Below are 21,088 nucleotides of genomic sequence, written 5' to 3'. Positions count from 1 at the left end.
TTTTGTACTCCTTAAGCAGTTTTTTTGCGATCCATCAAGACAGCGATTAAAATAACAATCCCTTTTACAACCTGTTGCCAGAATGAAGAAACTCCTATTAAGTTCATTCCGTTATTTAAAACACCAATGATTAACGCACCGATTAATGTTCCAATAATCCAACCCTTACCACCATTCAAGCTAGTACCACCTAACACAACAGCAGCAATAGCATCTAATTCGTAGGACTGTCCTGCTGTAGGTTGAGCTGAATTTAGTCGAGAAGTTAAGATTAAGGCTGCAAGAGAGGCTAGTAGCCCTGTAATTGCATAAACGGCAATCTTAACTCGATCTGTATTAATGCCTGAAAGCTTTGCTGCTTCTTCATTTCCACCGACCGCGTAAACACGGCGACCAAATGTTGTTTTTTGTAGGATGAAATACAAAACGATAAACGCAATGACCATTGTTACAACTGGTACTGGGAACCCAAGGAAGTAACCCTTACCAAATAATTGGAATGAGTAATGATTCCCAAGATCAGAAATTGGTCGACCGTCTGTATACACTAAAGTCAAACCTCGATAAATTGTCATTGTTGCAAGTGTAGCAATAAATGGAGCTACCTTACCTTTTGTAATAATTACACCATTAATAGCACCTAAAATTAAACCGATGATTAATGAAATCCCTATTGTTAAGAATGGGTCCATTCCACTTGAAAGTAAGCTTGCTGCAATAGCACCCGTTAAAGCTAGTGTTGAACCGACGGATAAATCAATTCCACCTGTTAAGATAACAAACGTCATACCAAAGGCAATAATTGCACTAATGGAAACCTGGCGTAAGACATTGAATATATTTGCGATTGATAAAAAACTTGGATTTAAAATGGATACGATAATGATTAATAAAATTAAACCGAATAGTGGTCCAAGCTTAGAGACTAATTCCTTTGATTTATAATTAGACAACTTGTTCTCCCCCTGTTGCATATTGCATAATGACTTCCTGTGTCATATGCTCTTTGTTTACTTCGCCTGTTAATATTCCTTCTTGCATAACAATTACACGGTCTGCCATGCCAATTACTTCAGGTAACTCTGAAGAAATCATCAATATGGCCACACCCGATTCAGCTAATTGGTTAATAATATGATAGATTTCTTTCTTAGCGCCGATATCCACTCCACGAGTTGGTTCATCCAAGATCAAAATCTCCGGTTCTGTGCCAAGCCATTTGGCGATAACTACCTTTTGTTGATTCCCACCACTTAAGGACTTTGCGCTTTGCTCTGGACCAGAAGTTCGTATCTTTAGGTCTTTAATATATTTTGCAACCATCGAATTCTCGTGTTCCTTCTTCATAATTCCAGAAGAAGAACATTTTTCAAGGTTGGCAAGTGAAATATTATCTTTAATAGAGAAATCAAGAACCAACCCTTCAGTTTTACGATCTTCTGTGACAAAGCCTATTCCGTGCTTCATAGCATCAATTGGTGACTTAACGTTAATCTTCTTGCCATCTATGAAAATCTCACCCTTGCTTAGCTTTCGATAGCCAAAAATTGTTTGAGCAACCTCAGTTCTTCCTGAACCCATTAAACCAGCTACACCAAGAACCTCTCCTTTTTTCAGCTCAAAAGAGATGTCTTGGAACAAATCGTTCACTGTCAGGTTTCTAACTTCTAATTTCGTCTCGCCAATTTTACAGTTTCTTTCTGGGAAGCGTTCCCCTAGCTCACGTCCAACCATCATCGCTACGATTTCATCAAAATTCGTTTCAGGAATATTACGTACGCCCACATATTGACCATCTCTTAAAATTGTAATGCGGTCACAAATTGCAAAGATTTCTTCCATTCTATGTGAGATATAAACAAAGGAAATCCCCTTTGCTTTTAGCTCATTTACTGTTTTAAATAACGTTTCGATTTCTCGATCCGTTAAAGCGGCTGTCGGTTCATCCATTACGATATATTTCGCATCACTTGCTATAGCTTTAGCAATCTCGATAATTTGCTGTTTACCAACTGATAGGTCACCCGTACGCGTTCGTGGATTAATAGTAAGACCTAATTTCGATAGAAGCTTTATTGCTTCCTTTTCCATTTGACGCGTTTTTAATATCCCGGTCTTGCCATATGTAAGTTCTTTACCAAGAAATAAATTTTGTGCAACTGTTAAATCTGGTAGCATATTTAGCTCCTGATGGATAACAACAATACCGAGCTTTTCTGCATCCTTTGGTGATTTAAATTGAACTGTTTCTCCATCTACCATGATTTCTCCAGCATCCTTAGTATAAATACCGCTTAGAATTTTCATCATTGTAGATTTACCTGCACCATTTTCGCCCATTAGCGCATGGATTTCACCCTTTGCTAATTCAAACTGAACATTTTCTAGTACGACGTTTCCATTAAATGCTTTAGATATGCCTGACATTTGAATCATGCAACTTCACCTACTTTTATAGTTTCTAAAAAATGACACCACTTTGTAAAATCACGTTTGCATATGGTGTAGTTTCACCAGTACGGATAATAAGCTTTGTTTGCTTTGTAAGCTCTTTAAATTCTTCATGAGTGACATACTTGATATTTGGTAAGCTCTCTTTTAATTTATAGGCAACCTGATCATTCTTTGTTTCTATTTCTTCAGCTATTACAGCTGCCTCTACAACTAAATCCTCTAAAACTACCTCTAGAATGGATAGAAATGATGGTTCACCTAGCTTATATGCAAGGTCAACACATGGAACTCCATCTGGGATTGGTAGACCACAATCTGCAATGACAATTCGATCAGTATGACCTAATTTCGCAAAACGTCCTGCTAATTCCCGATTTAAAATACCATGCTTTTTCATGTCAAGCCCTCCAAGCGTTCATTCACTTTTTCAATTTGTGGCATGCCACCTTGAGCACCAAATTTCTCTACTGATAGAGAGGCTGCGACATTCGCAAATTGAACAGCTGCTTCAATTGTTTTACCAGCAATAATTGCATGAGCAAAAGCACCGTTAAACGTATCACCAGCACCTGTTGTATCCACTGCATTTGTCTTATAGCCAGGAACTTTCACTAGTTTTGTACCATCATAGTAAGCTGCCCCTTCACCACCAAGTGTTACAATAAGCTTATTTGGATATTGTTTTAATACCGTCTCATAATCTGTCCCAAAGATCTGTTCACATTCCGTTTCATTAGGTGTTAAGTATGTCACTTTTTCAATCCACTCAGGCTTGTAATTTGCTGCTGGAGCTGGGTTTAATAAAACAGGAATCGATAATTTTACACAAACATCCAAAACAAAATCGATCGTTTCGACGGGTATTTCTAGTTGGAGTATTACTAAGCTACTTTGCTTGATTAAGTCCATATGACGATCAATCATTTGTTGATTTAAATCGAAGTTTGCACCTGGCACCACAATAATTCGATTATCATTATCGTGTAATAGAATATTAGCTATTCCTGTAGAATTGTTTGTTTTCTCAATGCCACCTACATGGATATTTTCATTTTTCAAATTAAAATATAGCTCGTTTCCAAAGGCATCTTGGCCGACTGCACCTACCATTTGAACCTGACTGCCAAGCCTTGCTGCTGCTACTGCCTGATTTGCCCCTTTACCTCCTGGAATCGTAGTAAATAGGTTGCCTAGTACTGTTTCCCCTTGCTTTGGAAAAACATCTGTGCGAATCGCTATATCCATGTTAATACTGCCAATTACAGTAATCATTCACTTCTTTCCTTTCTTGTCGTTTCTCTTATTATGAGCTCAGGATCAATACAAATAGATTCTTGGGCTAATTTTTGACCTTCAATTTGTTTAATCAGTAGCTCTGCTGCCGTCTGCCCTAATAAATAAATGTTTTGTGCAACGGTCGTCAAACTTGGCGTCACTACATTACCGACTTGTATTCCATCAAACCCTACTATTTGTATGTCCTCTGGAATACGAAGTTTTAAACGATGGGCTGCTTTTAATGCACCTATTGCAGAAGCATCACTACAAGCAAATATCCCTTCTATAGAAGGATTCGTCTTTAAGTAGTCATATAATATCTTTTCAGCTATTTCAAAATCATATGGACTTTCTATAATGTGGGCATCTACTCCATTTCGGGGGAGAGCTGCTTTGAAGCCTTCAATTCTCGTTTGAGAGGATGTCATGTTTTTAGGTCCACTTATACATAGTAGATTTTTTGCTCCACATTCTAGCAAATAACTTGTTGCAAGTTCTGCACCCTTCTGATTGTTCGTTGTCACTGTTGCGACTTTCGAATCGATTGGTCTATCCAATGCAACAATCGGTAATTTTACATTTTGCCAATGATTTTCTTGTTCAATAATGGAGGTTAAAATAATTCCCGCTACATACTTTTTTGTGAGCTTTTCTAAATAATGTTTTTCTTTCATTGCATTTTCATCTGAATTACAAAGAATAACGGTATATCCGTATTCAAAGGCTGTATCCTCCACTGCTCTTGCTAATTCAGGAAAGAATGGGTTTTTAATATCAGGAATAATTAGACCAATAATATCCGACTGTTTTGTTGAAAGGGAGCGCGCTACCTCACTCGGAACATAATTTAATTCTTTTATAGCATTCTCAATTGATTCTCGTGATTTCGTTCCTACATACCCGCTATCATTTAGAAATCTAGATACTGTAGCAACAGATACTTTAGCTAATTTTGCAACATCACTAATTGTAGCCATCGATTTCTCACTTTCAAAAAATAATTAGTCATTTGTGGTATCGGTTACACATTGCTTAAAAAATAAAAAACGCTATATGTAATCGGTTCCACATTTCTCGAAATTTATATTATAAATAACTTATTAATACCTACTATTTGCGTTTCTACTTCTTTTTTACCCAAAAGCTGTGAAATTACTCAATTATGTTGTACTTAAACAAACAATAGCTTTCAAAACTTTTTATAGTATGTCACATTTTATTTAATTAAGCTATACTTAAATTACAATTTCGATATAAATTCACAAATTCCATATAAAAATATTGATAGATTAGCATATCTTTCTATTTTTAATTGAAAGTAGTGCTAAAGTGATAGACATTATGCCATACTGCTGTGCTATAATCATAGTTACAAAGTAGTGATAATCTATTATTTTTTGGATTTTTAGGAATGAAAGGAGATGTTAATGTGAAGAAAATTTTCAAACTATTCAAATTAGATTCAATTCGCAAAAAAATATTAGTAAGCTTTGCTATAATTGTTTCCTTTACAGCAATTTATGGTGTTTTATCTTACATAATTAATACCTCCTTGATGAACTCATCTAAAGAGATTATTGAAGAAAAGCTGGTTATATTAAATGCCGAAAATGCACTAGCAGAATCTATTAATGTTCGTGCATCTGCAGCCAGAGCCTACGTTTTAAAAGGTGATGAATCCTATAAGGACATGTATTACGAATACAGTAAACAGGCCGATGAAAGCATGGCAATTATTGAAAAAAGTGAGCATTTCGGCTTGCTACAAAACGCTAACTTTACTGCAACAAACTGGAGCAAATTTATCGAAGAACGCGTCTTTGCAGAGTATGATGCGGGAAATATTGAAGACGCTAGATTCAATATAACAATGAGAGATTCAGATGTTGAAAGTATTCGCTCACAATTTGAAGCAGTCGCACAACAAACAGAAAATCAGATTATCGAAATTGGACATATGATGATTGAGGATACAGAAAACGCAAAATTATTACTTATCATTATGTCAGTAATAATTATCGTTGTTGCCATTTCCACTCAAATCGTCCTTTCCTCACTGGTCTCCAAGCCAGTTGTACGATTAATGAAGCAAATGCATAGGATTACAGGTGGGCAACTGGATGTTGAGCCCTTACCGGTAAAGACTAGGGATGAATTTGGAAAACTTGCTGAATCAACTAATAATATGACAGATCAGTTAAAAGCGATCATTGGTCAAATACAGCAGGTTTCTTCTAATGTTGAGCAAAGTAGTATGAGTTTAAAATTATCAGCTGCTGAGGTTACTGAAGGAACCCATCAAACAGCCGTTACTGTTAGTCAAATTGCTGAAGGTACTGAAGAACAAGCATCTAGTACGATGGAACTTAGAAGTACGATGACCGCCTTCTCTGGTCAAATTGAAGAAGCAAATAATAATAGTCAACAGGTTTATCAGCATTCTGAGGTTGTACGAGATATGACGGAAAATGGTCGTCAGCTTATGACTGATACAACCACTCAAATTGAAAGAATTAATGCTATCGTTAAAACAGCCGTAACAAAAGTAGAAAACTTAAATAATCAATCAAAGCAAATTACAAATCTTGTAAAAGTAATTACTGATATTGCTGATCAGACTAATTTATTGGCTTTAAATGCTGCGATTGAAGCTGCAAGAGCCGGCGAGCATGGGAAAAGCTTTGCAGTAGTGGCTGACGAGGTTAGAAAATTGGCTGAGCAAGTTTCTTTAAGTGTTTCAAACATCTCCACTATTGTAACTAGTATCCAAAAAGAAACAAATGAAGTTACAACCTCTTTAATGGCTGGTTATAACGAGGTAGTAAAAGGCTCTGAACAAACTAATCTATCAAAGGAAACCTTTGAAAAAATATCGCTGGCGATTACTGATATGGTATCAAATATTCAAACGGTAGCCTTAAACCTGACAAATATATCACAGCAAACACAAAGTATTGATACGTCAATTGAAACAATTGCTAGTGTTTCCGAGCAATCTGCTGCAAGCTCTGAAGAAGCTGCTGCCACGGTTGAAGAAGTTGCCTCTTCTATGGAGCAGGTCTCTTCTAATGCTGATGAACTAGCAGCTAATGCTGAACAGCTAAATGATCTTGTGAAGCAATTTAAAATTTAGTTTAGTTTCAAGTTATATTATTATGTAAACAAATATTAGTCCCCTCTTAAAAAACCTGTAGATGAAACACTTTTATAGTGCCAATTCTACAGGTTTATTTTATTGCTTTCTTGTTTTGTATTATTTACTAGAACTCTTTTTAACTAGCATATAACTTACTAGAATAATAAGAACTACTACAATCGCAAAAATTGAAATGGGTATCGTCATCGACGGATCACGAAGGGCATTTCCACCTTTTATCCCTTCACCCTTACCGACTTCTACAGAAGGCTTTTGTCCCTCGCCTAATAAATTCAAATCAGCTGCTGCTTCGCTCATTAAAGTCGTCTTAGAACAGAGACTAACTCTCTTTTTTCCACCCTCATTATTGCCATAAACTAAATATTCTTCATCTATCGTAAAATTATATCCACAGCTTGCCGATTCACGCTCGGTAAAAATTAGGGCCTCTGTTTCATTTACACCCTTCCAAGTATTCGAAACTTCAAAATGTATTTCTAGTAAACCCGCTGAAGACTGCGAAAATAGACTCTTATTGGTATCCTGGATATCTAAAACTTTACCCGAAAATACAAAGTCACTTCTATCCATTTCTTCCACTGCACTTCCTGGTTGACCACAAGAGCATGCAAAGCTGGAAGTCGTAGAAAAATTCACTACAAAAGGGAACATTAAAAGAAAAGCTATTAACAGTTTTATTTTCATGATGTGATCCTCCTTTATCTATTCGACTAAAAAATGGAAGTAAAGTTACAATTGAAATCGGTTTTTATAAAAAAAGAAACTACCCAATTGGATAGTTTTAAATAAAATATGCTTATTATTTGTTAGATAGATATAATTTTAGAATTTGACAATCATTCTTTTTGTCAGCTGACGAATGAGCCATAAGCAGATAGAAAGTATTAGCAAAATCGCTACAATCGAAATGACGATTGGGATTTCAATTTCGTCGACAAAACCTGGAACATTCAAGCCTAAGCTTATGGATAATAAAATGTCTTCTGCTTGAACTACTATAAAGCCAAGAATAATGAACAATAACCCTACAATCACACCGAATCGACTAAATGCAGCACCAATTAACCAACCAACAACGTAATAAGTAAAGATATTTATAGCAAAAACTAAAATTGCAGCTATCCAATTCGAGCTCAGCTCAATATAGGGTGTAAAGATAACAGAAGTAATTATATCCGCTACAATATGATTATCAGCCTCATGAAGTGGATTTTCAAAAGACTCTAGATTAATAAGTAAATTGAACAAATTAATGACCAATTGTATAGCTCCTGTAATAACTGCGCTTATTATTGGTAAAACCAGGGCAAGCCCGAGTGTTCCAATAATCGTACCTTTGAAATAATCCTTTCTTGTTATACCATTGCTCACATAATGTGGTATAAATCCAACAGCTGAAATGATTCCAATAACAAGCATGAAGATATTAGATGCTATAAAAGTAGCTGTAAAAAAAGTGTTAACCTCATTCCCATTGAAATAGGATGTTATCATCTTTATAATTTGAACAATTAGCATGACGCCTAAAAAACCTGACGCCCATGTCCCTTGTAAAAAAAACATATCACTTGCAACTTTTGGATAATTTCTTGGTTGCTTCATTTTAGTCCTCCCCTTCTGTTAAATGGATGAACAATTCTTGTAAAGAAATGGGACCAACTTCAAGCCCTTTAGCCTGTGAAGCTTTTCGCTCAGCATCACTTAGTTCCCCATATATCATGACTGATTTTGTATTTCCTAATTGTTTTGTATTGAGCTGGTTCATCGATTGTACAAATGAATCTACAACCTCTGCTGGCCCCGTAATAGATGCCCCTTTTGTAACAAGTGATTCGTATTCTTCTTGAAGAACAAGCTCACCTTTATTTACAATCAATACTTCATCAAACAAATAATCCATTTCGGATACAAGGTGAGTTGACATAATAATAATACGGGGATGTTCAGACTGGTCATCTAGTAGCTCTTGATAGAAAATTTCTCTTGTAGGTGCATCCATCCCATTATAGGCCTCATCGAAAATAGTAATTGGTGCGCGGCTCGCCAAGCCAATCGTTACACTTACTGCGGACTGCATTCCTTTTGAAAATTGCTTTAATGGTTTATCCATCGGTAGTTTGAATCTTTGGATTAGATGGTTGGCATAATCGAAATCAAAATACGGACGATATCTGTTCACATTTTCCAAAGTATTTTTAAGGTTATCTGTTTCATCCTTATAATCCTTGTTGAACACAAAGTTGACATGCTGCATCAGCTTTGCATTTTCAAAGGGATTTTCTTCCTCAATTGTAATAGAACCACTAGAGGGCTCACGAAATGAGGCCAATAGAGATAATAAGGTTGTTTTCCCTGCACCGTTTCTACCTAATAGTCCATAGATTTTGTTTTCATTTATAGTAAAAGTAATATCCTTTAAGGCATATCGGTTTTTAAATTTAACGGACACGTTATTCACTTCTATACGCAATGTTATACACTTCCTTTACATTTTTTGATTAGTTCAAATAGCTCTTGGTCGGTAATCCCCAACTTATTCGCTTCCTGTACAAGTCCCACTACGAAGTTTTCCAGAAAAGCATCTTTTCTATTTTGAATTAGCTTCTCTCTTGCCCCTTCTGCCACAAACATTCCAATTCCTCTTCTCTTAAAAAGGATTCCTTCTTCTACCAATTGATTGACGCCTTTTGAAACGGTTGCATGATTGATTTTATAAAAATTCACAAGCTGTGTTGTTGAGGGTGCTTGCTCCCCTTCTTTTAACTGATTGTCTACAATTTGATCTTCAATTCTTTCGCGAATTTGAAGATAAATCGGTTTATCCTGCTCAAACAAATTACTCAATCGTATCACCACTTTTCGATTTGTACTTTCATGGTTTTATAGTTATACAGTTATACACTTATGTATATAACCATAACAGCATATGCTGTACTCGTCAATAAATGACCAAGAATTTTTATAAAAAAATGCCCTAAAAAGCTGCAATGCAGCCTTTTAAGGCATTTAAATTTTTTGTTAAGTTAATTGCTGTTCTGCATATTTTCGATATAAATCGTGGGATTCCGTTAATTCAGCATGAGTTCCCATTCCAGTAATTTGACCTTTTTCTATAAAGATGATTTTGTCAGCATCCACTATTGTAGAAAGTCGGTGGGCAATGACAAATGTTGTGCGCCCCTCCATTAACCGAGAAAGTGCTTGCTGGACAACACTTTCTGATTGACTATCCAGACTTGCAGTTGCTTCATCCATTAGAAGAATTTTAGGATCCCGTAAGAAGGCACGTGCTATAGCAATTCTTTGCTTTTGACCGCCTGAAAGCTTAACACCTCGTTCCCCCACTTCCGTGTCAAGACCGTTCGCAAAGGAGCGAATAAATTCATCTGCATATGCCATTTTGGCAACTTCCCACAGGCGCTCATCAGATATCTCTTCACTTAAGCCGTAGCACAGATTGTCACGAATCGTTCCAGACATCATGGCACTTTCCTGTGATACATAACCAATTTGACTTCTCCATGAGGATAAGGAAATTTCATTGATAGGTGTATCCCCAACCTTTATAACTCCCTCTGATGGAATATAATAACGTTCAAGCATAGCAAATAAGGTAGTTTTCCCTCCTCCACTAGGACCTGCAAAGGCTACCATCTCACCTGGTTTAGCTTCAAAGGATACATTTTTAATAACAGGCTCGTCTTCGTTGTAGGCATAAGTTACATTCATAACCCGAATTATTTCGTTTTTAATATCCTTTTCGATTCCCTCTTGCCCATCCTCTAGAGGCATTTCTAAAATATTAATAATTCGCTCTGTTGCCCCTTTCGCTTTTTGGAGCTGTGTAAAGAACATTGCAAAGGACGTTATTGGGAAAATAATTTGGAACAGATATAATAGGAAGGCAACAAGAGACCCAGTGGACATCGTACCTTCTGCTACGCGTATACCGCCATAGCCAATGATCATTACAATTACAAACATGACTACTGTATACATAAAGGGTCCGATTAAAGCAAAAATCTTCGCTTCCTTTAGACCAAACTTTAAGAGCGAGCTGATGCCCGTCTTCCCTTTTTGTTCTTCAAACTTTTCTGCATTAGATGATTTCATCAGTCTAATTTCACTAATTGTTTGTTGAATATTACCCGAAAATGTAGCCGTTTCATCCTGCAAACCTTTTGAAATTTTCGCCATTTTTGAGCCAAGCGGAACCATAATAACTACAGTAACCGGCACAGATATAAGCATGATTAAAGTCATTTTCCAATCCATGATAAATAAGATAATGACTGCCCCAATAATTGAAATTAGTCCTGAGATAAATTGCGGGAAATGCTGTGAGATTAAATCCTTCACAATTCCTGTATCATTGACAACGCGGCTAACCGATTCTCCACTTTGCTGAGTATCAAAATACGAAACTGGCAATCTAATCATTTTAAGCCACATTTTTTCACGCATATTAGCTACTACCTTTTGTCCTACAAAGGCTAGTAAATATGTAGAAACACCATCGATGACAGCCTGTAAGATGAAGACTCCTACGATAAGAATGATTAATGTAGTGCTAACAGTTGAAAGCGAAAATCCATCGACAAAATCTCTTGTCAATATAGGGATAGTTAGACCGACAATTGTTGTAATGAGGCTAAATATTAACCCAAAAGTAAGTGCTGCTTTAGGAATGCCGATAGAAAATATCAAAGATAAAAATGGTTTAAGACTATTATTTTGTTTGTCCATTTTTTAATGCTCCTAAATTTATATTTTTGTATCTTTATACAGGAAAAACTTTCATTTCTATCATACAACATAAATAGGTATTTCTTATCAGAATTACTCCACTAAAATTTTCTCTTATAATAATAAAACGAACTCCCTCTTAACATTTAGTATCTTAAGAGGGAGTTCTAAAGTTTTTAGATTCTATTTAGAATAATCCGAGTGCTTGTCCATCTTCTGTTACGTCCATACGTAGAGCTGCTGGTTCCTTTGGTAAGCCAGGCATTGTCATAATGTCACCAGTCAAACAAACAAGGAAGCCTGCACCTAATTTAGGAATCACTTCTCGTACAATGATTGTAAATCCTTGCGGGCGACCTAACTGCTTTGGATCGTCTGATAATGAATATTGGGTTTTAGCCATACAAATCGGTAAATCATCCCAATCGAATTGCTCGATTTGAGCCATCTGTTTTTTCGCTTGATCTGTAAATTGTACTCCTTTACCACCATAAACCCTTTGAACAATTATATTAATTTTTTCTTCAATAGAGTCAGTCGTCTTATATAGTGGCGCAAAGTTTTGCGGCTCCTCGAGTATCTCAAGCACCTGTTGAGCAAGCTCAAGCCCACCTTTACCACCTTCCTCCCATACATTTGTACGTGAAATTCGCACATTATTTGCATGAGCCCAGTTTAGAATAGTAGTAAGCTCTGCTTCTGAATCCGTAACAAAACGGTTCAATGCAACGACAGGTTCGATTCCAAATTCACGTATCGTCTGAATATGTTTTTCTAGATTCGGAATTCCATTTATTAAAGCCTCAACGTTTTCTTCGGATAAATTAGTCTTTGTTACGCCACCGTGCATTTTTAGCGCACGAAACGTTGTAACAACAACTACAGCATCCGGTGCAAAACCACCCTGACGTGCCTTAATATTCATAAATTTCTCTGCACCTAAATCCGCCCCAAAACCAGCTTCAGTAACAACGATATCAGCTAGCTTTCGTGCAGTTTGTGTTGCAATAATAGAGTTACAGCCATGAGCTATGTTAGCAAATGGTCCTCCATGAATAAGAGCTGGTGTACCTTCTATTGTTTGTACTAAATTTGGTTTAAAAGCATCCTTTAGCAATAAAGTTAGAGCTCCTTCAACCTTTAAATCACGAACAAATACAGGCTCCTTCATGTAGGTGTAACCAATTACAATATTTGCAAGACTTTCTTTCAGGTTTTCTAGGCTTGTCGCTAAACAGAAAATTGCCATAATTTCAGAGGCTACTGTAATATCAAATCCATCTTCTCTTGGTACCCCCTGCATAGGTCCACCTAACCCTACTACAATGTTACGAAGAGAACGGTCGTTTATATCTAATACGCGTTTCCATATAATTCTTCTTGGGTCAATTTGGAGCTCATTGCCCTGATGTATATGATTGTCGATAAGAGCTGCTAGTGCATTATTTGCCGATGTAATTGCGTGCAAATCACCAGTAAAATGCAGATTTATTTCCTCCATAGGGACTACCTGTGAATACCCTCCACCTGTTGCACCGCCCTTAACGCCCATTACCGGTCCTAATGAAGGCTCACGTAATGCCACAATTACTTTCTGGTCGAGTTGCTTTAACGCATCAGACAACCCAACTGTAATAGTTGACTTTCCTTCACCTGCTGGAGTGGGACTTGTTGCTGTAACAAGCACGACTTTTCCTTTTGCACTTCCGGAAATTTTAGTTGTATCTATTTTGGCTTTATATCTGCCATATTGTTCAATTGCATCGAGTGGAATTTGAGCAGACTCTGCAATTTCCGTAATTAGCTTCATCTCTGCTTGACTCGCAATTTGTAAATCCGTTAATTTTTTAGTCGTTGTCATATTCGCTGCCTACTTTCTCTCTATGTCTAAATTTATTATAAACTTTTTATGACAAACAAAAAGGGCTGTTATACTTGCAGAAATGTCAAAATGTTGACACTATTATTACAATCATGTATATTTTAATTCGTAATAGCTCCATATTAATAAATGCCATACTAACGATATAGGAGGAGAACGCCTCTATGCACCAAGGAAAAGTGAAATGGTTCAATAATGAAAAGGGCTATGGTTTTATTGAATGCAACGACGGTGAAGACGTTTTCGTTCACTTCACTGGCATACAAGAAGAAGGATTTCGTACGTTAGATGAGGGACAAGATGTATCATTTGATATTGTTGAAGGTAATCGCGGTCCCCAAGCGTCAAATGTTGTTAAACTATAAGTTGGTGCCAGTCAGACAAGCAAGTAAGACTGGTTTTTTTATTTAAATTTACGTAATAATAATGACAGCAATGAAGTATCGAAAAGCCGATACTTCATTTTTATATTTATGCTGTAAAAATTGCTGGTTAATGAGAGCTTGGCAATAGCATGTACATAAACAGATACATTTTCGGTCAAATTACATTTTTCTAATCATTCACTGGGACATAACCTGCTTTTTCAACTAATTCTTGTCCTTCGGGTGATAATATCCAGTCGATTAGTTTTTCTACATTTGGATTTTTTGAACCCGCTGTCACTATATAGAATTCCGAAGCAATTGGATAGCTATTATTACGAATATTTTCCTTAGTAGGAGCAACCCCATCAATTTCAAGTAATTTTATTTTGTTATTTTGGACCATCTCAGTTGAATAAAATCTAAAAGTATAGCCTATTGCATTTTTAAAGTTTTTATATTGAGAGACCTCTCTAATGATACCACCCATTGCAGATGCGATATCGTCTGTAGGTGCTTCCATTATTGGGGTTTCTCCCATAAAGGACTGTAAAGCTGACTGTGAACCACTATCCTCCGGTCTTTGAAAAGCACGAATACTATCGTTCCCGCCTCCAACCTCATTCCAATTAGTGATTTCACCGGAATATATTCCTTTTAACTGCTCACTTGATAAACCCTCGATATCATTCTTTTTATTCACAAAAAATACGAAGGCTTCCCTACCAATTGGAGTCAGCTTTAAATCTAACCCTAGTGATTCCGCTCGATTCAATTGTGATTTAGATGGTGCTGCGACGAAAATCATATCCACTTTTCCTTCGAATAAATTGGTGTAAGCATTAGGAGTTGTCGTGACAATGATTTCACTACTATGTAAATCGTATTCTTTTTCTGGATAAGTAGCCTGTGCAATTGCTGAATACAATGGGTACAAGGCCGTTGCACCATCAATTCTAGGCAGATTTTCTTTCATGGTGAATGTAGACGCCTCACTTAAGATAGCAGCCTTTGAATCCTTTGAAAATGGCATATAATCATAAATATCAACCTCGGAATCTACTGTTGCTAATAGCTTTGTATACCCCACTTCTATTGGTTTAATAGATGTAATACCCATTGCAGCAAAGGCGACTATGAAGAAAACTAGCTTACCTTTTTTCTTTTTGAATAAGTGAAAGGCATTAAACACATACGTTATAAACAATACAAAAGCGATTGCAAAAATTAGTGCTATATAATGCATTTCCCCCATTAGCAAGGTAAAGAACGCAGCTAGTCCTGAAAAAAACAACAGTGAAATAAATACAAAAATAGACATAAAAACTCGCTCGGAAATTGAATTGTTTTCCAAGTGAAAACCTCCTTTTACATAATTCTCTCCTTAGAATGAATAGCCCTATTCTCACAATAACATTTTTTCCCAAGCAATTCTTCCTTTGTTTAAATATTTTAAAAGACTATGTATCTTCTTCCGGGCAATCTCATAATTATGGTATAGGCATCGGAAGGCAGCATCCGTACTTTCCCATGCCCACTATACATATAAGGAGAACTTACTTGAGATCAAAAAAACTCTATAAATATTATCTTAAAGATTTACTGACAAAAATTCCTTGGATTATTGCAGGTGCTTTTATGGCTGCTATAAGTCTTGAAGTCATCCTTGTTCCCAATGGATTGATCGACGGTGGAATTACAGGCATTTCAATTATGCTTTCGAAAGGTTTAGGTTTATCATTAAGCACGCTTATCTTCTTGCTTAATATTCCTTTTATTTACTTGGGGTATAAACGATTAGGTAAACGTTTCGCTTTCTGTACGATGTTAGGCATTATTTCGTTGACTGTCTCAACAGGCCTTTTAGATGCATTTCCTCCCTTTCTTCATGGAAATTCCTTTTTGTTAATCTTTATCGGTGCTATTTTACTTGGAATGGGCATAGGAATTGTACTTCGGAATGGTGGAGCGATAGATGGGACAGACGTGCTTGCAATTCTGATTTCTAGAAGAACCTCTTATTCAGTGGGAGAATCTATTTTCATAATCAACATCTTTATATTCATGGTAGCCTTTCTTCTGTTCGGTCTGATGGGTGCAATTGTTTCAATCATCACTTACTTTATTGCAACAATTGTTGTCGATGTAGTGAGGACTTAAAATTTTTTTAGAAGGCTGAGAATACCTTTTGATTGGTAAATTCAAAAATGGCTTTGTTCCTTTTTTAACTATTAAATGTAGAACGTGTTCTATTTCCTCTCTAGACCTTTCTTCAAGAATTGGCATGATTTCAGCTATTATTTGTTTTCGCTCTTGTTCAGTAAGACCGTATTTGTTCTCAATGCTATTCATGAATTATCACACTTCCCCACTTACTTTTTTTAATACCAGATTGATTTTCCGTTCAACCTGCCCTTTCAGAACTTCCCCAGTGTACTGAAAGGGTATAATGTTACCGCGAAAATTAAAGCTATAGAGACATTCATTTCGATTGAAGCATTGATAATTTTCGTAGGCTACACCCCTCTTATAAAGAGATTTTGATACATGGTTAAATTCGTCCTTTAAAATTTCTAATTGCTGTGTACAAAAGTTAAGATAAGGACGTTTCACCTTAAAGGATTCAAATAATCTCTGATCATGCTTCACAGATTTAATGGCCAATTCTAAGATTACATACAAATGAATCATTGATTTTATTTCATTTGGTAAATCCATGCTGTTCACTTACCTTCCTCTAGTTCATTTTCTTATTAAATACATTATACGAACAAATGTTCTATAATTCAACATTAAAAAGAGCATGTTTTGAATCTTACTCAAAACATGCTCTACTTCAATTACTTTTCACTTTCGAAAATATATTTCGTTCCTTCTATTACGGCATCCTGCTCTTTGGCTGCGCCAGATATAACTACTTGTGAAATTTTATCACTATCAGCTGATTGTTTAAATGTTAATAAACAATTGGGTATATTTAATGTTTTAGAAGTGCCTCTCTCTTTGACATCTAAACCAAAAGCTCTAGCCCAATCTGTAGCTATCGATAAGTCCTTCACCTCGAACTTAATTTCTTTAAATTTAAGATTACCAAGTGTATGCGGTGTAATCGCCCCTGACTCGACAAGATCGTTATAGCGAGCCTCATCCTCTCCGTCCCATTGAATGATAAATGGGAATTCAAGAGCTTGTCCTTCTTTACCAAAATGAAGAAGCTTCCAACTCAAAACTGACCCATCTGGACGCGTTCTCGAAAATTCTTCAGGTCCGTAAATATCATAGCCTAAGGATTTAAGGCTTTCTGCATCCTTCTCGATAGAATTTGTTCTTAAAGCTAGTCGTACTACGCCATTTTGATAGTTTTTATTTTTATATGTTTCATGTAATGTGTATGGCTCACGAGCAGATTTCTCAAACAAAGGTTCATCATAAATACCGATAAACTCAATATACGATAAGCCAAAATAACATAATGAATTATACGTTCCCCACATTTCATGCTTACCACCATTAACAGTATGCAAGCCAAGCTCACTTGTTGAAGCAACGAGCTGCTCAGGTCTTCCTACAAAATGAACAAGATGATCTAATAGATACACAGTCTCCCCCCTTGAATTCATGCATTACACTTTTCCACATAAAAAAGAACAGCTAAAATCCCGTTTGTTCGACTTTATTTATTTGTTAATATTTCTACCAGCTTGTTTGCTGTTTTTTCTTTTCCTTCCACTTGTACTACTTCTCCATTTTTAGAAACAATAAAATGTGGCTCGTCCATCCCGTAAAGTGATTTTGAACTATTGGCAACCATAAATTCTGCCTTTGCAGAATCCATTCGCAATTTAGCACGACTAATCAAATAATCGATATCATCAGTCGCCTCTAGCTTAAAGCCTATTAAGGTTGTATCAGGTGACCAATCCTTAATCTGCCCCAATACCTTTGGAGCTTTTTTAAAATGAATGATTGGTGGCTCATCTGAAGGCATTTTACCCTTTTCCTCCATAAGATTTCCCTGTGTGTCATATACCTTATCAATAATCCAATCAGAGCCAGCTGCAGCCATTATGACAAAATCAATAAATTCCTTTTGGACGATTGATTGAATTTTGGAGCCCAGATCCTCAATTCCCTCAAATACTACTAATTGCATTTTGGATGTATTTTCTGGAAGCTTCGCAAAATAGCCATGTAGGTAAATCACCTCGGCTCCAGCAGCTAAGGCAGCCTCTGCAAGAAAGCAGCCCATCGCCCCTTTAGACAAATTCGTATGGCCTCGCACATTATCCCATTTTTCCAATGTACCGCCACTTGTTATTAAAACCTTTTTACCATTTAATGTTTTCACTGTAATCACCTATTTTATCTCGATAAATTCATTATCACCATTATATATTAATAATTACAAATAAAGTTATCATTAAGATTAAAAAGTATAAATCCCTCAAAATCTATTAATGCTAGTTTTCTTCTGAAACCGCAACAGTCCTAAATTAGTAAAATCCAAATCTATTAAATATACTTTTTATGTCTATTTTCAATTCTCAAATCATATATTTAAATATATTTCCGATATTTCAAATAGTTTAAAATAAACTATTATTTCCCATCCAATTATAAAGCCGTTATTATTATAATTGGATAGTAATATCGAATTAGCTTATTCTATTAAACATTCAACTAGAATTATTGAGAAGGAAGTGTTGTTCATGATAGGACGAAATGACCCTTGCCTATGTGGAAGTGGGAAAAAATACAAAAAATGTTGTGAAGGAAAACAGCAGGTTACGACTGAACAAGTATTTTCAGACGAAATCGAAAGTGTGCTTCAAACATTTTATAACGTCTATCCTGAGAAGAAGGACGTTAAGGATTACCTTGATATAGTTAGTGAATGGTCACCAAAGCTTGAAGCCCATTTACAACGTGAACTAATCGAAGCGGTAGCACTTGACGATTTTTTCTTCCATAAACGTATGGATATCTGGGAAAATTATATAAAGCGAACAATGAAGAAAATGCTCCGTCCAAAAATGGTTGAGCTATTGAATAGCTGGTACCGACCAAGTTTATTTATCGGTGAGGTTGTGGAAATTGAAGAAAAGTATTTTAAGGCTGTCCATGCTTTAACAAAGGAAGAGCTTTATATTCGTCGTGAATCTAATCGCGTAATTCCTGAGGGGATGCAAGTATTTTCTTTCTTACTTCCTGATGAATCTGATAAAGAAAATCATTTCTTAGCAGTATCAACTTTGATTTTCTTCCCAACAAATTACAAGCAAGCCTTTGATAGCTTTGCAATTCAATTTAATGGTACAAGCTCAGTAGCTGAGTATCTACAAAAAAATCATTTGAATTTCTGGGTTAGTCTTGTAGACTCAGGCTACAGTGGTGAAGAATATTCATCCTTTGAAATTGAGGTAGTTGATTTGGCGAAGCAATTCTTGGAGGAAAAATCTATAGAAGCGCCAGAATTACTTGTAAAGCTTGAGGATTACTTAGTTGAGAAAAAACCAAAAGCACGAAAACCAGCTGCAATTGCTGCAGGTGCAATCCGTTATGCTCAAGAAAATGATCTACTGAATGGAGTAACCTTCACAATTAAAGAAATTGCTGAAAGCTTTGGTGTTTCCTCTTCATCTCTAAACAAATACTATCAAGAGCTTTTAGAATATGATGCTGTTTTAGTTTAAAAATTTAGCCCTCTCAATTGATCCTTTGAGAGGGCTTTTCTTGTTTTTACATAGAAAAAAAGAGGCACATGTGATAACATATGCCTCTTTTTTATCCCTACTTAATAGGGAGTAGAAGAATCTCTACTATGGTAACCAACCAAATATATTGTTAACCCTTATTGGGTTTTTCATTCATAAGAAAGCACTATTCCTCATACTTAATCGATTAAGCTTATGAGCGGTAGTACTTACAAAAAATATATTATCAAGAAGTAATGCTGAAATCAAATAAATATCAAAAAATGAATACTTTTTCTATAACTTTTCACACAAATACTACATTCATCATTTTAAAATCAAATCTATTTATAGGCATTAAGTATTATCTCTTTACCTTTTTTCATATATTTTTAACAATTCTTGCCCTAGAAACTGTAACTGTTCCCCAACAGAACAATGTTCGATGCAAAATCTGTGTGCACCTGATTTACCTCGTTTTTTTCGTAAATCCCCTTTTATAGGACAGTCGTTGCAATAAGTGTCTGTCAATTCATCAATATCCTTGATTACTGTATTTTTATTCACAATACTCCCCCTTTACACGAGCATTCCCCTATTTTACTATTTCTATTTTTCATTTGTCAAAATGATCACCCTATGGCTTGAAATACTTATTTTTTATTCAATAAGATATAATATGGTTAAATTGAAATAATTCATTCGAAAAAGTGGGGATCTTATTGTTAGAAGTTTATATTGATGGTGCAAGCGCTGGTAATCCAGGACCAAGTGGCATTGGGATATTTATAAAAGGTGAAGGTCATCACATTAAAATTAGTGAGTATATAGGAGAAACAAACAATCATATCGCTGAATTTATCGCTCTCAATCGTGCATTAGAAGAAGTAGAAAAAATCGGTTCCTCTCTAATCTCGATGCGCTCAGATTCTAAAATCGTTGTTGCATCTATTGAAAAACAATATGTGAAAAACGAAGAATATAAGCCATACTTAGAAAAGGCACTTCAGCTCATTGAATCCATTGATATGTTTTTTATTAAATGGATACCAGACAGTCAAAACAAAGCTGCAGATGCTTTAGCTAGAGAGGCTATTCTAAAAGAAAAATGACCTTTGCCCTGCCACTCGCTTTAAAATTTTATATTGGTATATGCTATGCAAACCACACCTAATTGTATAAGGCAAATAAAATGGTATGTCGTAAAGCATAAGTAAAATTGGTTCTAGCAGGTGCAGTCAATCATTAATGATACAAACATTTATAAAATGTAATGAAGTGTATTTTATAAGTAAAAAGACAGTAAGTAAACTCTAAATTTCAAAGAGTTTATCTACTGTCTTATTTGTAAGTTATGAAGAAATACCTTAGTTAGGTGCCACTCCACTGTGCAGCAACTAACTTATGATGGCTCCCTTGCTGTTTCACTATATGGTTCAATTGTGGAAAAAGAAAAAATTCTGCGTATATAAAAACACAGGATTTCTAAATAATTTATTATAATCTAACGAGG

21 protein-coding genes are annotated in these 21,088 nt (G+C 35.7%); 5 read left to right on the top strand and 16 right to left on the bottom strand.

Translation table 11 applies throughout. The features are described from left to right. Positions 1–11: 11 nt before the first annotated feature. Genes rbsC through LG296_RS08180 form a run of 5 tightly spaced genes read right to left on the bottom strand, consistent with a single transcriptional unit; the run spans position 12 to position 4,709 of the window. Positions 12–953: a ribose ABC transporter permease gene (rbsC, locus tag LG296_RS08200; protein WP_251398023.1), complete on the bottom strand. Its 942-nt coding sequence runs from the start codon at positions 951–953 to the stop codon at positions 12–14. Beyond that, positions 946–2,436 carry a sugar ABC transporter ATP-binding protein gene (locus tag LG296_RS08195; RefSeq protein WP_404427913.1) on the bottom strand — a complete coding sequence of 497 codons (1,491 nt, stop codon included), beginning with the start codon at positions 2,434–2,436 and terminating at the stop codon, positions 946–948. The genes rbsC and LG296_RS08195 overlap by 8 nt, the downstream gene beginning before the upstream one ends. 25 nt (positions 2,437–2,461) lie before the next feature. After that, positions 2,462–2,851, bottom strand: a complete 390-nt coding sequence (rbsD, locus tag LG296_RS08190) for a D-ribose pyranase (RefSeq protein ID WP_251398027.1) — start codon at positions 2,849–2,851, stop codon at positions 2,462–2,464. Further along, positions 2,848–3,726 carry a ribokinase gene (rbsK, locus tag LG296_RS08185; RefSeq protein ID WP_404427912.1) on the bottom strand — a complete coding sequence of 293 codons (879 nt, stop codon included), beginning with the start codon at positions 3,724–3,726 and terminating at the stop codon, positions 2,848–2,850. The genes rbsD and rbsK overlap by 4 nt, the downstream gene beginning before the upstream one ends. Next, positions 3,723–4,709: a LacI family DNA-binding transcriptional regulator gene (locus tag LG296_RS08180; protein WP_404427911.1), complete on the bottom strand. Its 987-nt coding sequence runs from the start codon at positions 4,707–4,709 to the stop codon at positions 3,723–3,725. The genes rbsK and LG296_RS08180 overlap by 4 nt, the downstream gene beginning before the upstream one ends. A gap of 452 nt (positions 4,710–5,161) precedes the next feature. Here LG296_RS08180 and LG296_RS08175 point away from each other — a divergent pair, with 452 nt between their 5' ends. Continuing rightward, on the top strand, positions 5,162–6,865 hold the full coding sequence (locus LG296_RS08175) for a methyl-accepting chemotaxis protein (RefSeq protein ID WP_404427910.1): 1,704 nt from the start codon (positions 5,162–5,164) through the stop codon (positions 6,863–6,865). A gap of 120 nt (positions 6,866–6,985) precedes the next feature. Here the strand turns inward: LG296_RS08175 and LG296_RS08170 are convergent, their stop codons facing one another. The 6 genes from LG296_RS08170 to LG296_RS08145 form a co-directional block, all read right to left on the bottom strand. Beyond that, positions 6,986–7,573 carry a hypothetical protein gene (locus LG296_RS08170; protein WP_404427909.1) on the bottom strand — a complete coding sequence of 196 codons (588 nt, stop codon included), beginning with the start codon at positions 7,571–7,573 and terminating at the stop codon, positions 6,986–6,988. Between the two features lie 138 nt (positions 7,574–7,711). After that, positions 7,712–8,491, bottom strand: a complete 780-nt coding sequence (locus LG296_RS08165; RefSeq protein ID WP_404427908.1) for a hypothetical protein — start codon at positions 8,489–8,491, stop codon at positions 7,712–7,714. Position 8,492: 1 nt separating this feature from the next. Further along, positions 8,493–9,365: an ATP-binding cassette domain-containing protein gene (locus LG296_RS08160; RefSeq protein ID WP_404427980.1), complete on the bottom strand. Its 873-nt coding sequence runs from the start codon at positions 9,363–9,365 to the stop codon at positions 8,493–8,495. Next, positions 9,362–9,733, bottom strand: coding sequence for a GntR family transcriptional regulator (locus LG296_RS08155; protein ID WP_404427907.1), 372 nt, complete (start codon positions 9,731–9,733; stop codon positions 9,362–9,364). The genes LG296_RS08160 and LG296_RS08155 overlap by 4 nt, the downstream gene beginning before the upstream one ends. A 174-nt stretch (positions 9,734–9,907) precedes the next feature. After that, positions 9,908–11,635, bottom strand: a complete 1,728-nt coding sequence (locus tag LG296_RS08150) for an ABC transporter ATP-binding protein (protein ID WP_404427905.1) — start codon at positions 11,633–11,635, stop codon at positions 9,908–9,910. A gap of 187 nt (positions 11,636–11,822) precedes the next feature. Next, positions 11,823–13,496 carry a formate--tetrahydrofolate ligase gene (locus LG296_RS08145; RefSeq protein ID WP_404427904.1) on the bottom strand — a complete coding sequence of 558 codons (1,674 nt, stop codon included), beginning with the start codon at positions 13,494–13,496 and terminating at the stop codon, positions 11,823–11,825. A gap of 185 nt (positions 13,497–13,681) precedes the next feature. Between LG296_RS08145 and LG296_RS08140 the strand changes: the two genes are divergently transcribed. Next, complete coding sequence (locus LG296_RS08140; protein ID WP_107934419.1) at positions 13,682–13,882, top strand: cold-shock protein; 201 nt, start codon at positions 13,682–13,684, stop codon at positions 13,880–13,882. 190 nt (positions 13,883–14,072) lie between these two features. On the opposite strand, the gene LG296_RS08135 is transcribed toward LG296_RS08140, so the two are convergent. Beyond that, positions 14,073–15,236 carry a substrate-binding domain-containing protein gene (locus tag LG296_RS08135; protein ID WP_404427902.1) on the bottom strand — a complete coding sequence of 388 codons (1,164 nt, stop codon included), beginning with the start codon at positions 15,234–15,236 and terminating at the stop codon, positions 14,073–14,075. 206 nt (positions 15,237–15,442) lie between these two features. Here LG296_RS08135 and LG296_RS08130 point away from each other — a divergent pair, with 206 nt between their 5' ends. Beyond that, positions 15,443–16,042, top strand: coding sequence for a YitT family protein (locus LG296_RS08130; protein ID WP_404427901.1), 600 nt, complete (start codon positions 15,443–15,445; stop codon positions 16,040–16,042). 198 nt (positions 16,043–16,240) lie between these two features. Here LG296_RS08130 and LG296_RS08125 read toward each other — a convergent pair whose 3' ends face one another. The 3 genes from LG296_RS08125 to LG296_RS08115 all read right to left on the bottom strand — a co-directional run bounded on the left by LG296_RS08125 (position 16,241) and on the right by LG296_RS08115 (position 18,230). Then, complete coding sequence (locus LG296_RS08125; protein ID WP_404427900.1) at positions 16,241–16,609, bottom strand: hypothetical protein; 369 nt, start codon at positions 16,607–16,609, stop codon at positions 16,241–16,243. Between the two features lie 113 nt (positions 16,610–16,722). Next, a complete protein-coding gene (locus LG296_RS08120; RefSeq protein WP_404427899.1) occupies positions 16,723–17,481 on the bottom strand; it encodes a VOC family protein in 759 nt (252 codons plus the stop codon). Between the two features lie 74 nt (positions 17,482–17,555). Further along, positions 17,556–18,230 carry a phosphopantothenoylcysteine decarboxylase gene (locus LG296_RS08115; protein WP_404427898.1) on the bottom strand — a complete coding sequence of 225 codons (675 nt, stop codon included), beginning with the start codon at positions 18,228–18,230 and terminating at the stop codon, positions 17,556–17,558. 361 nt (positions 18,231–18,591) lie between these two features. On the opposite strand from LG296_RS08115, the gene LG296_RS08110 reads away from it, so the two are divergent. Next, positions 18,592–19,575: an SEC-C metal-binding domain-containing protein gene (locus LG296_RS08110; protein ID WP_404427897.1), complete on the top strand. Its 984-nt coding sequence runs from the start codon at positions 18,592–18,594 to the stop codon at positions 19,573–19,575. 372 nt (positions 19,576–19,947) lie between these two features. On the opposite strand, the gene LG296_RS08105 is transcribed toward LG296_RS08110, so the two are convergent. Beyond that, positions 19,948–20,142, bottom strand: coding sequence for a zinc-finger domain-containing protein (locus tag LG296_RS08105; RefSeq protein ID WP_107934404.1), 195 nt, complete (start codon positions 20,140–20,142; stop codon positions 19,948–19,950). A gap of 155 nt (positions 20,143–20,297) precedes the next feature. On the opposite strand from LG296_RS08105, the gene LG296_RS08100 reads away from it, so the two are divergent. After that, positions 20,298–20,687 carry an RNase H family protein gene (locus tag LG296_RS08100; RefSeq protein ID WP_404427896.1) on the top strand — a complete coding sequence of 130 codons (390 nt, stop codon included), beginning with the start codon at positions 20,298–20,300 and terminating at the stop codon, positions 20,685–20,687. Positions 20,688–21,088: the final 401 nt, after the last annotated feature.

The sequence above is a fragment of the Ureibacillus chungkukjangi genome, from assembly GCF_044795995.1.
GTDB classification, from domain to species: Bacteria; Bacillota; Bacilli; order Bacillales_A; family Planococcaceae; genus Ureibacillus; species Ureibacillus chungkukjangi.
The sequence above is the reverse complement of the archived record's forward strand: the minus strand, read 5'-3'. Positions and strand labels throughout refer to the sequence as shown.

Bases quoted from the DNA above. Each gene is read 5' to 3' on its own strand.
- LG296_RS08165 (WP_404427908.1), bottom strand. From the start codon at position 8,491: ATGAAGCAACCAAGAAATTATCCAAAAGTTGCAAGTGATATGTTTTTT.
- LG296_RS08180 (WP_404427911.1), bottom strand. From the start codon at position 4,709: ATGGCTACAATTAGTGATGTTGCAAAATTAGCTAAAGTATCTGTTGCT.
- rbsK (WP_404427912.1), bottom strand. From the start codon at position 3,726: ATGATTACTGTAATTGGCAGTATTAACATGGATATAGCGATTCGCACA.
- LG296_RS08150 (WP_404427905.1), bottom strand. From the start codon at position 11,635: ATGGACAAACAAAATAATAGTCTTAAACCATTTTTATCTTTGATATTT.
- rbsD (WP_251398027.1), bottom strand. From the start codon at position 2,851: ATGAAAAAGCATGGTATTTTAAATCGGGAATTAGCAGGACGTTTTGCG.
- LG296_RS08170 (WP_404427909.1), bottom strand. From the start codon at position 7,573: ATGAAAATAAAACTGTTAATAGCTTTTCTTTTAATGTTCCCTTTTGTA.
- LG296_RS08110 (WP_404427897.1), top strand. From the start codon at position 18,592: ATGATAGGACGAAATGACCCTTGCCTATGTGGAAGTGGGAAAAAATAC.
- LG296_RS08195 (WP_404427913.1), bottom strand. From the start codon at position 2,436: ATGATTCAAATGTCAGGCATATCTAAAGCATTTAATGGAAACGTCGTA.
- LG296_RS08145 (WP_404427904.1), bottom strand. From the start codon at position 13,496: ATGACAACGACTAAAAAATTAACGGATTTACAAATTGCGAGTCAAGCA.
- LG296_RS08140 (WP_107934419.1), top strand. From the start codon at position 13,682: ATGCACCAAGGAAAAGTGAAATGGTTCAATAATGAAAAGGGCTATGGT.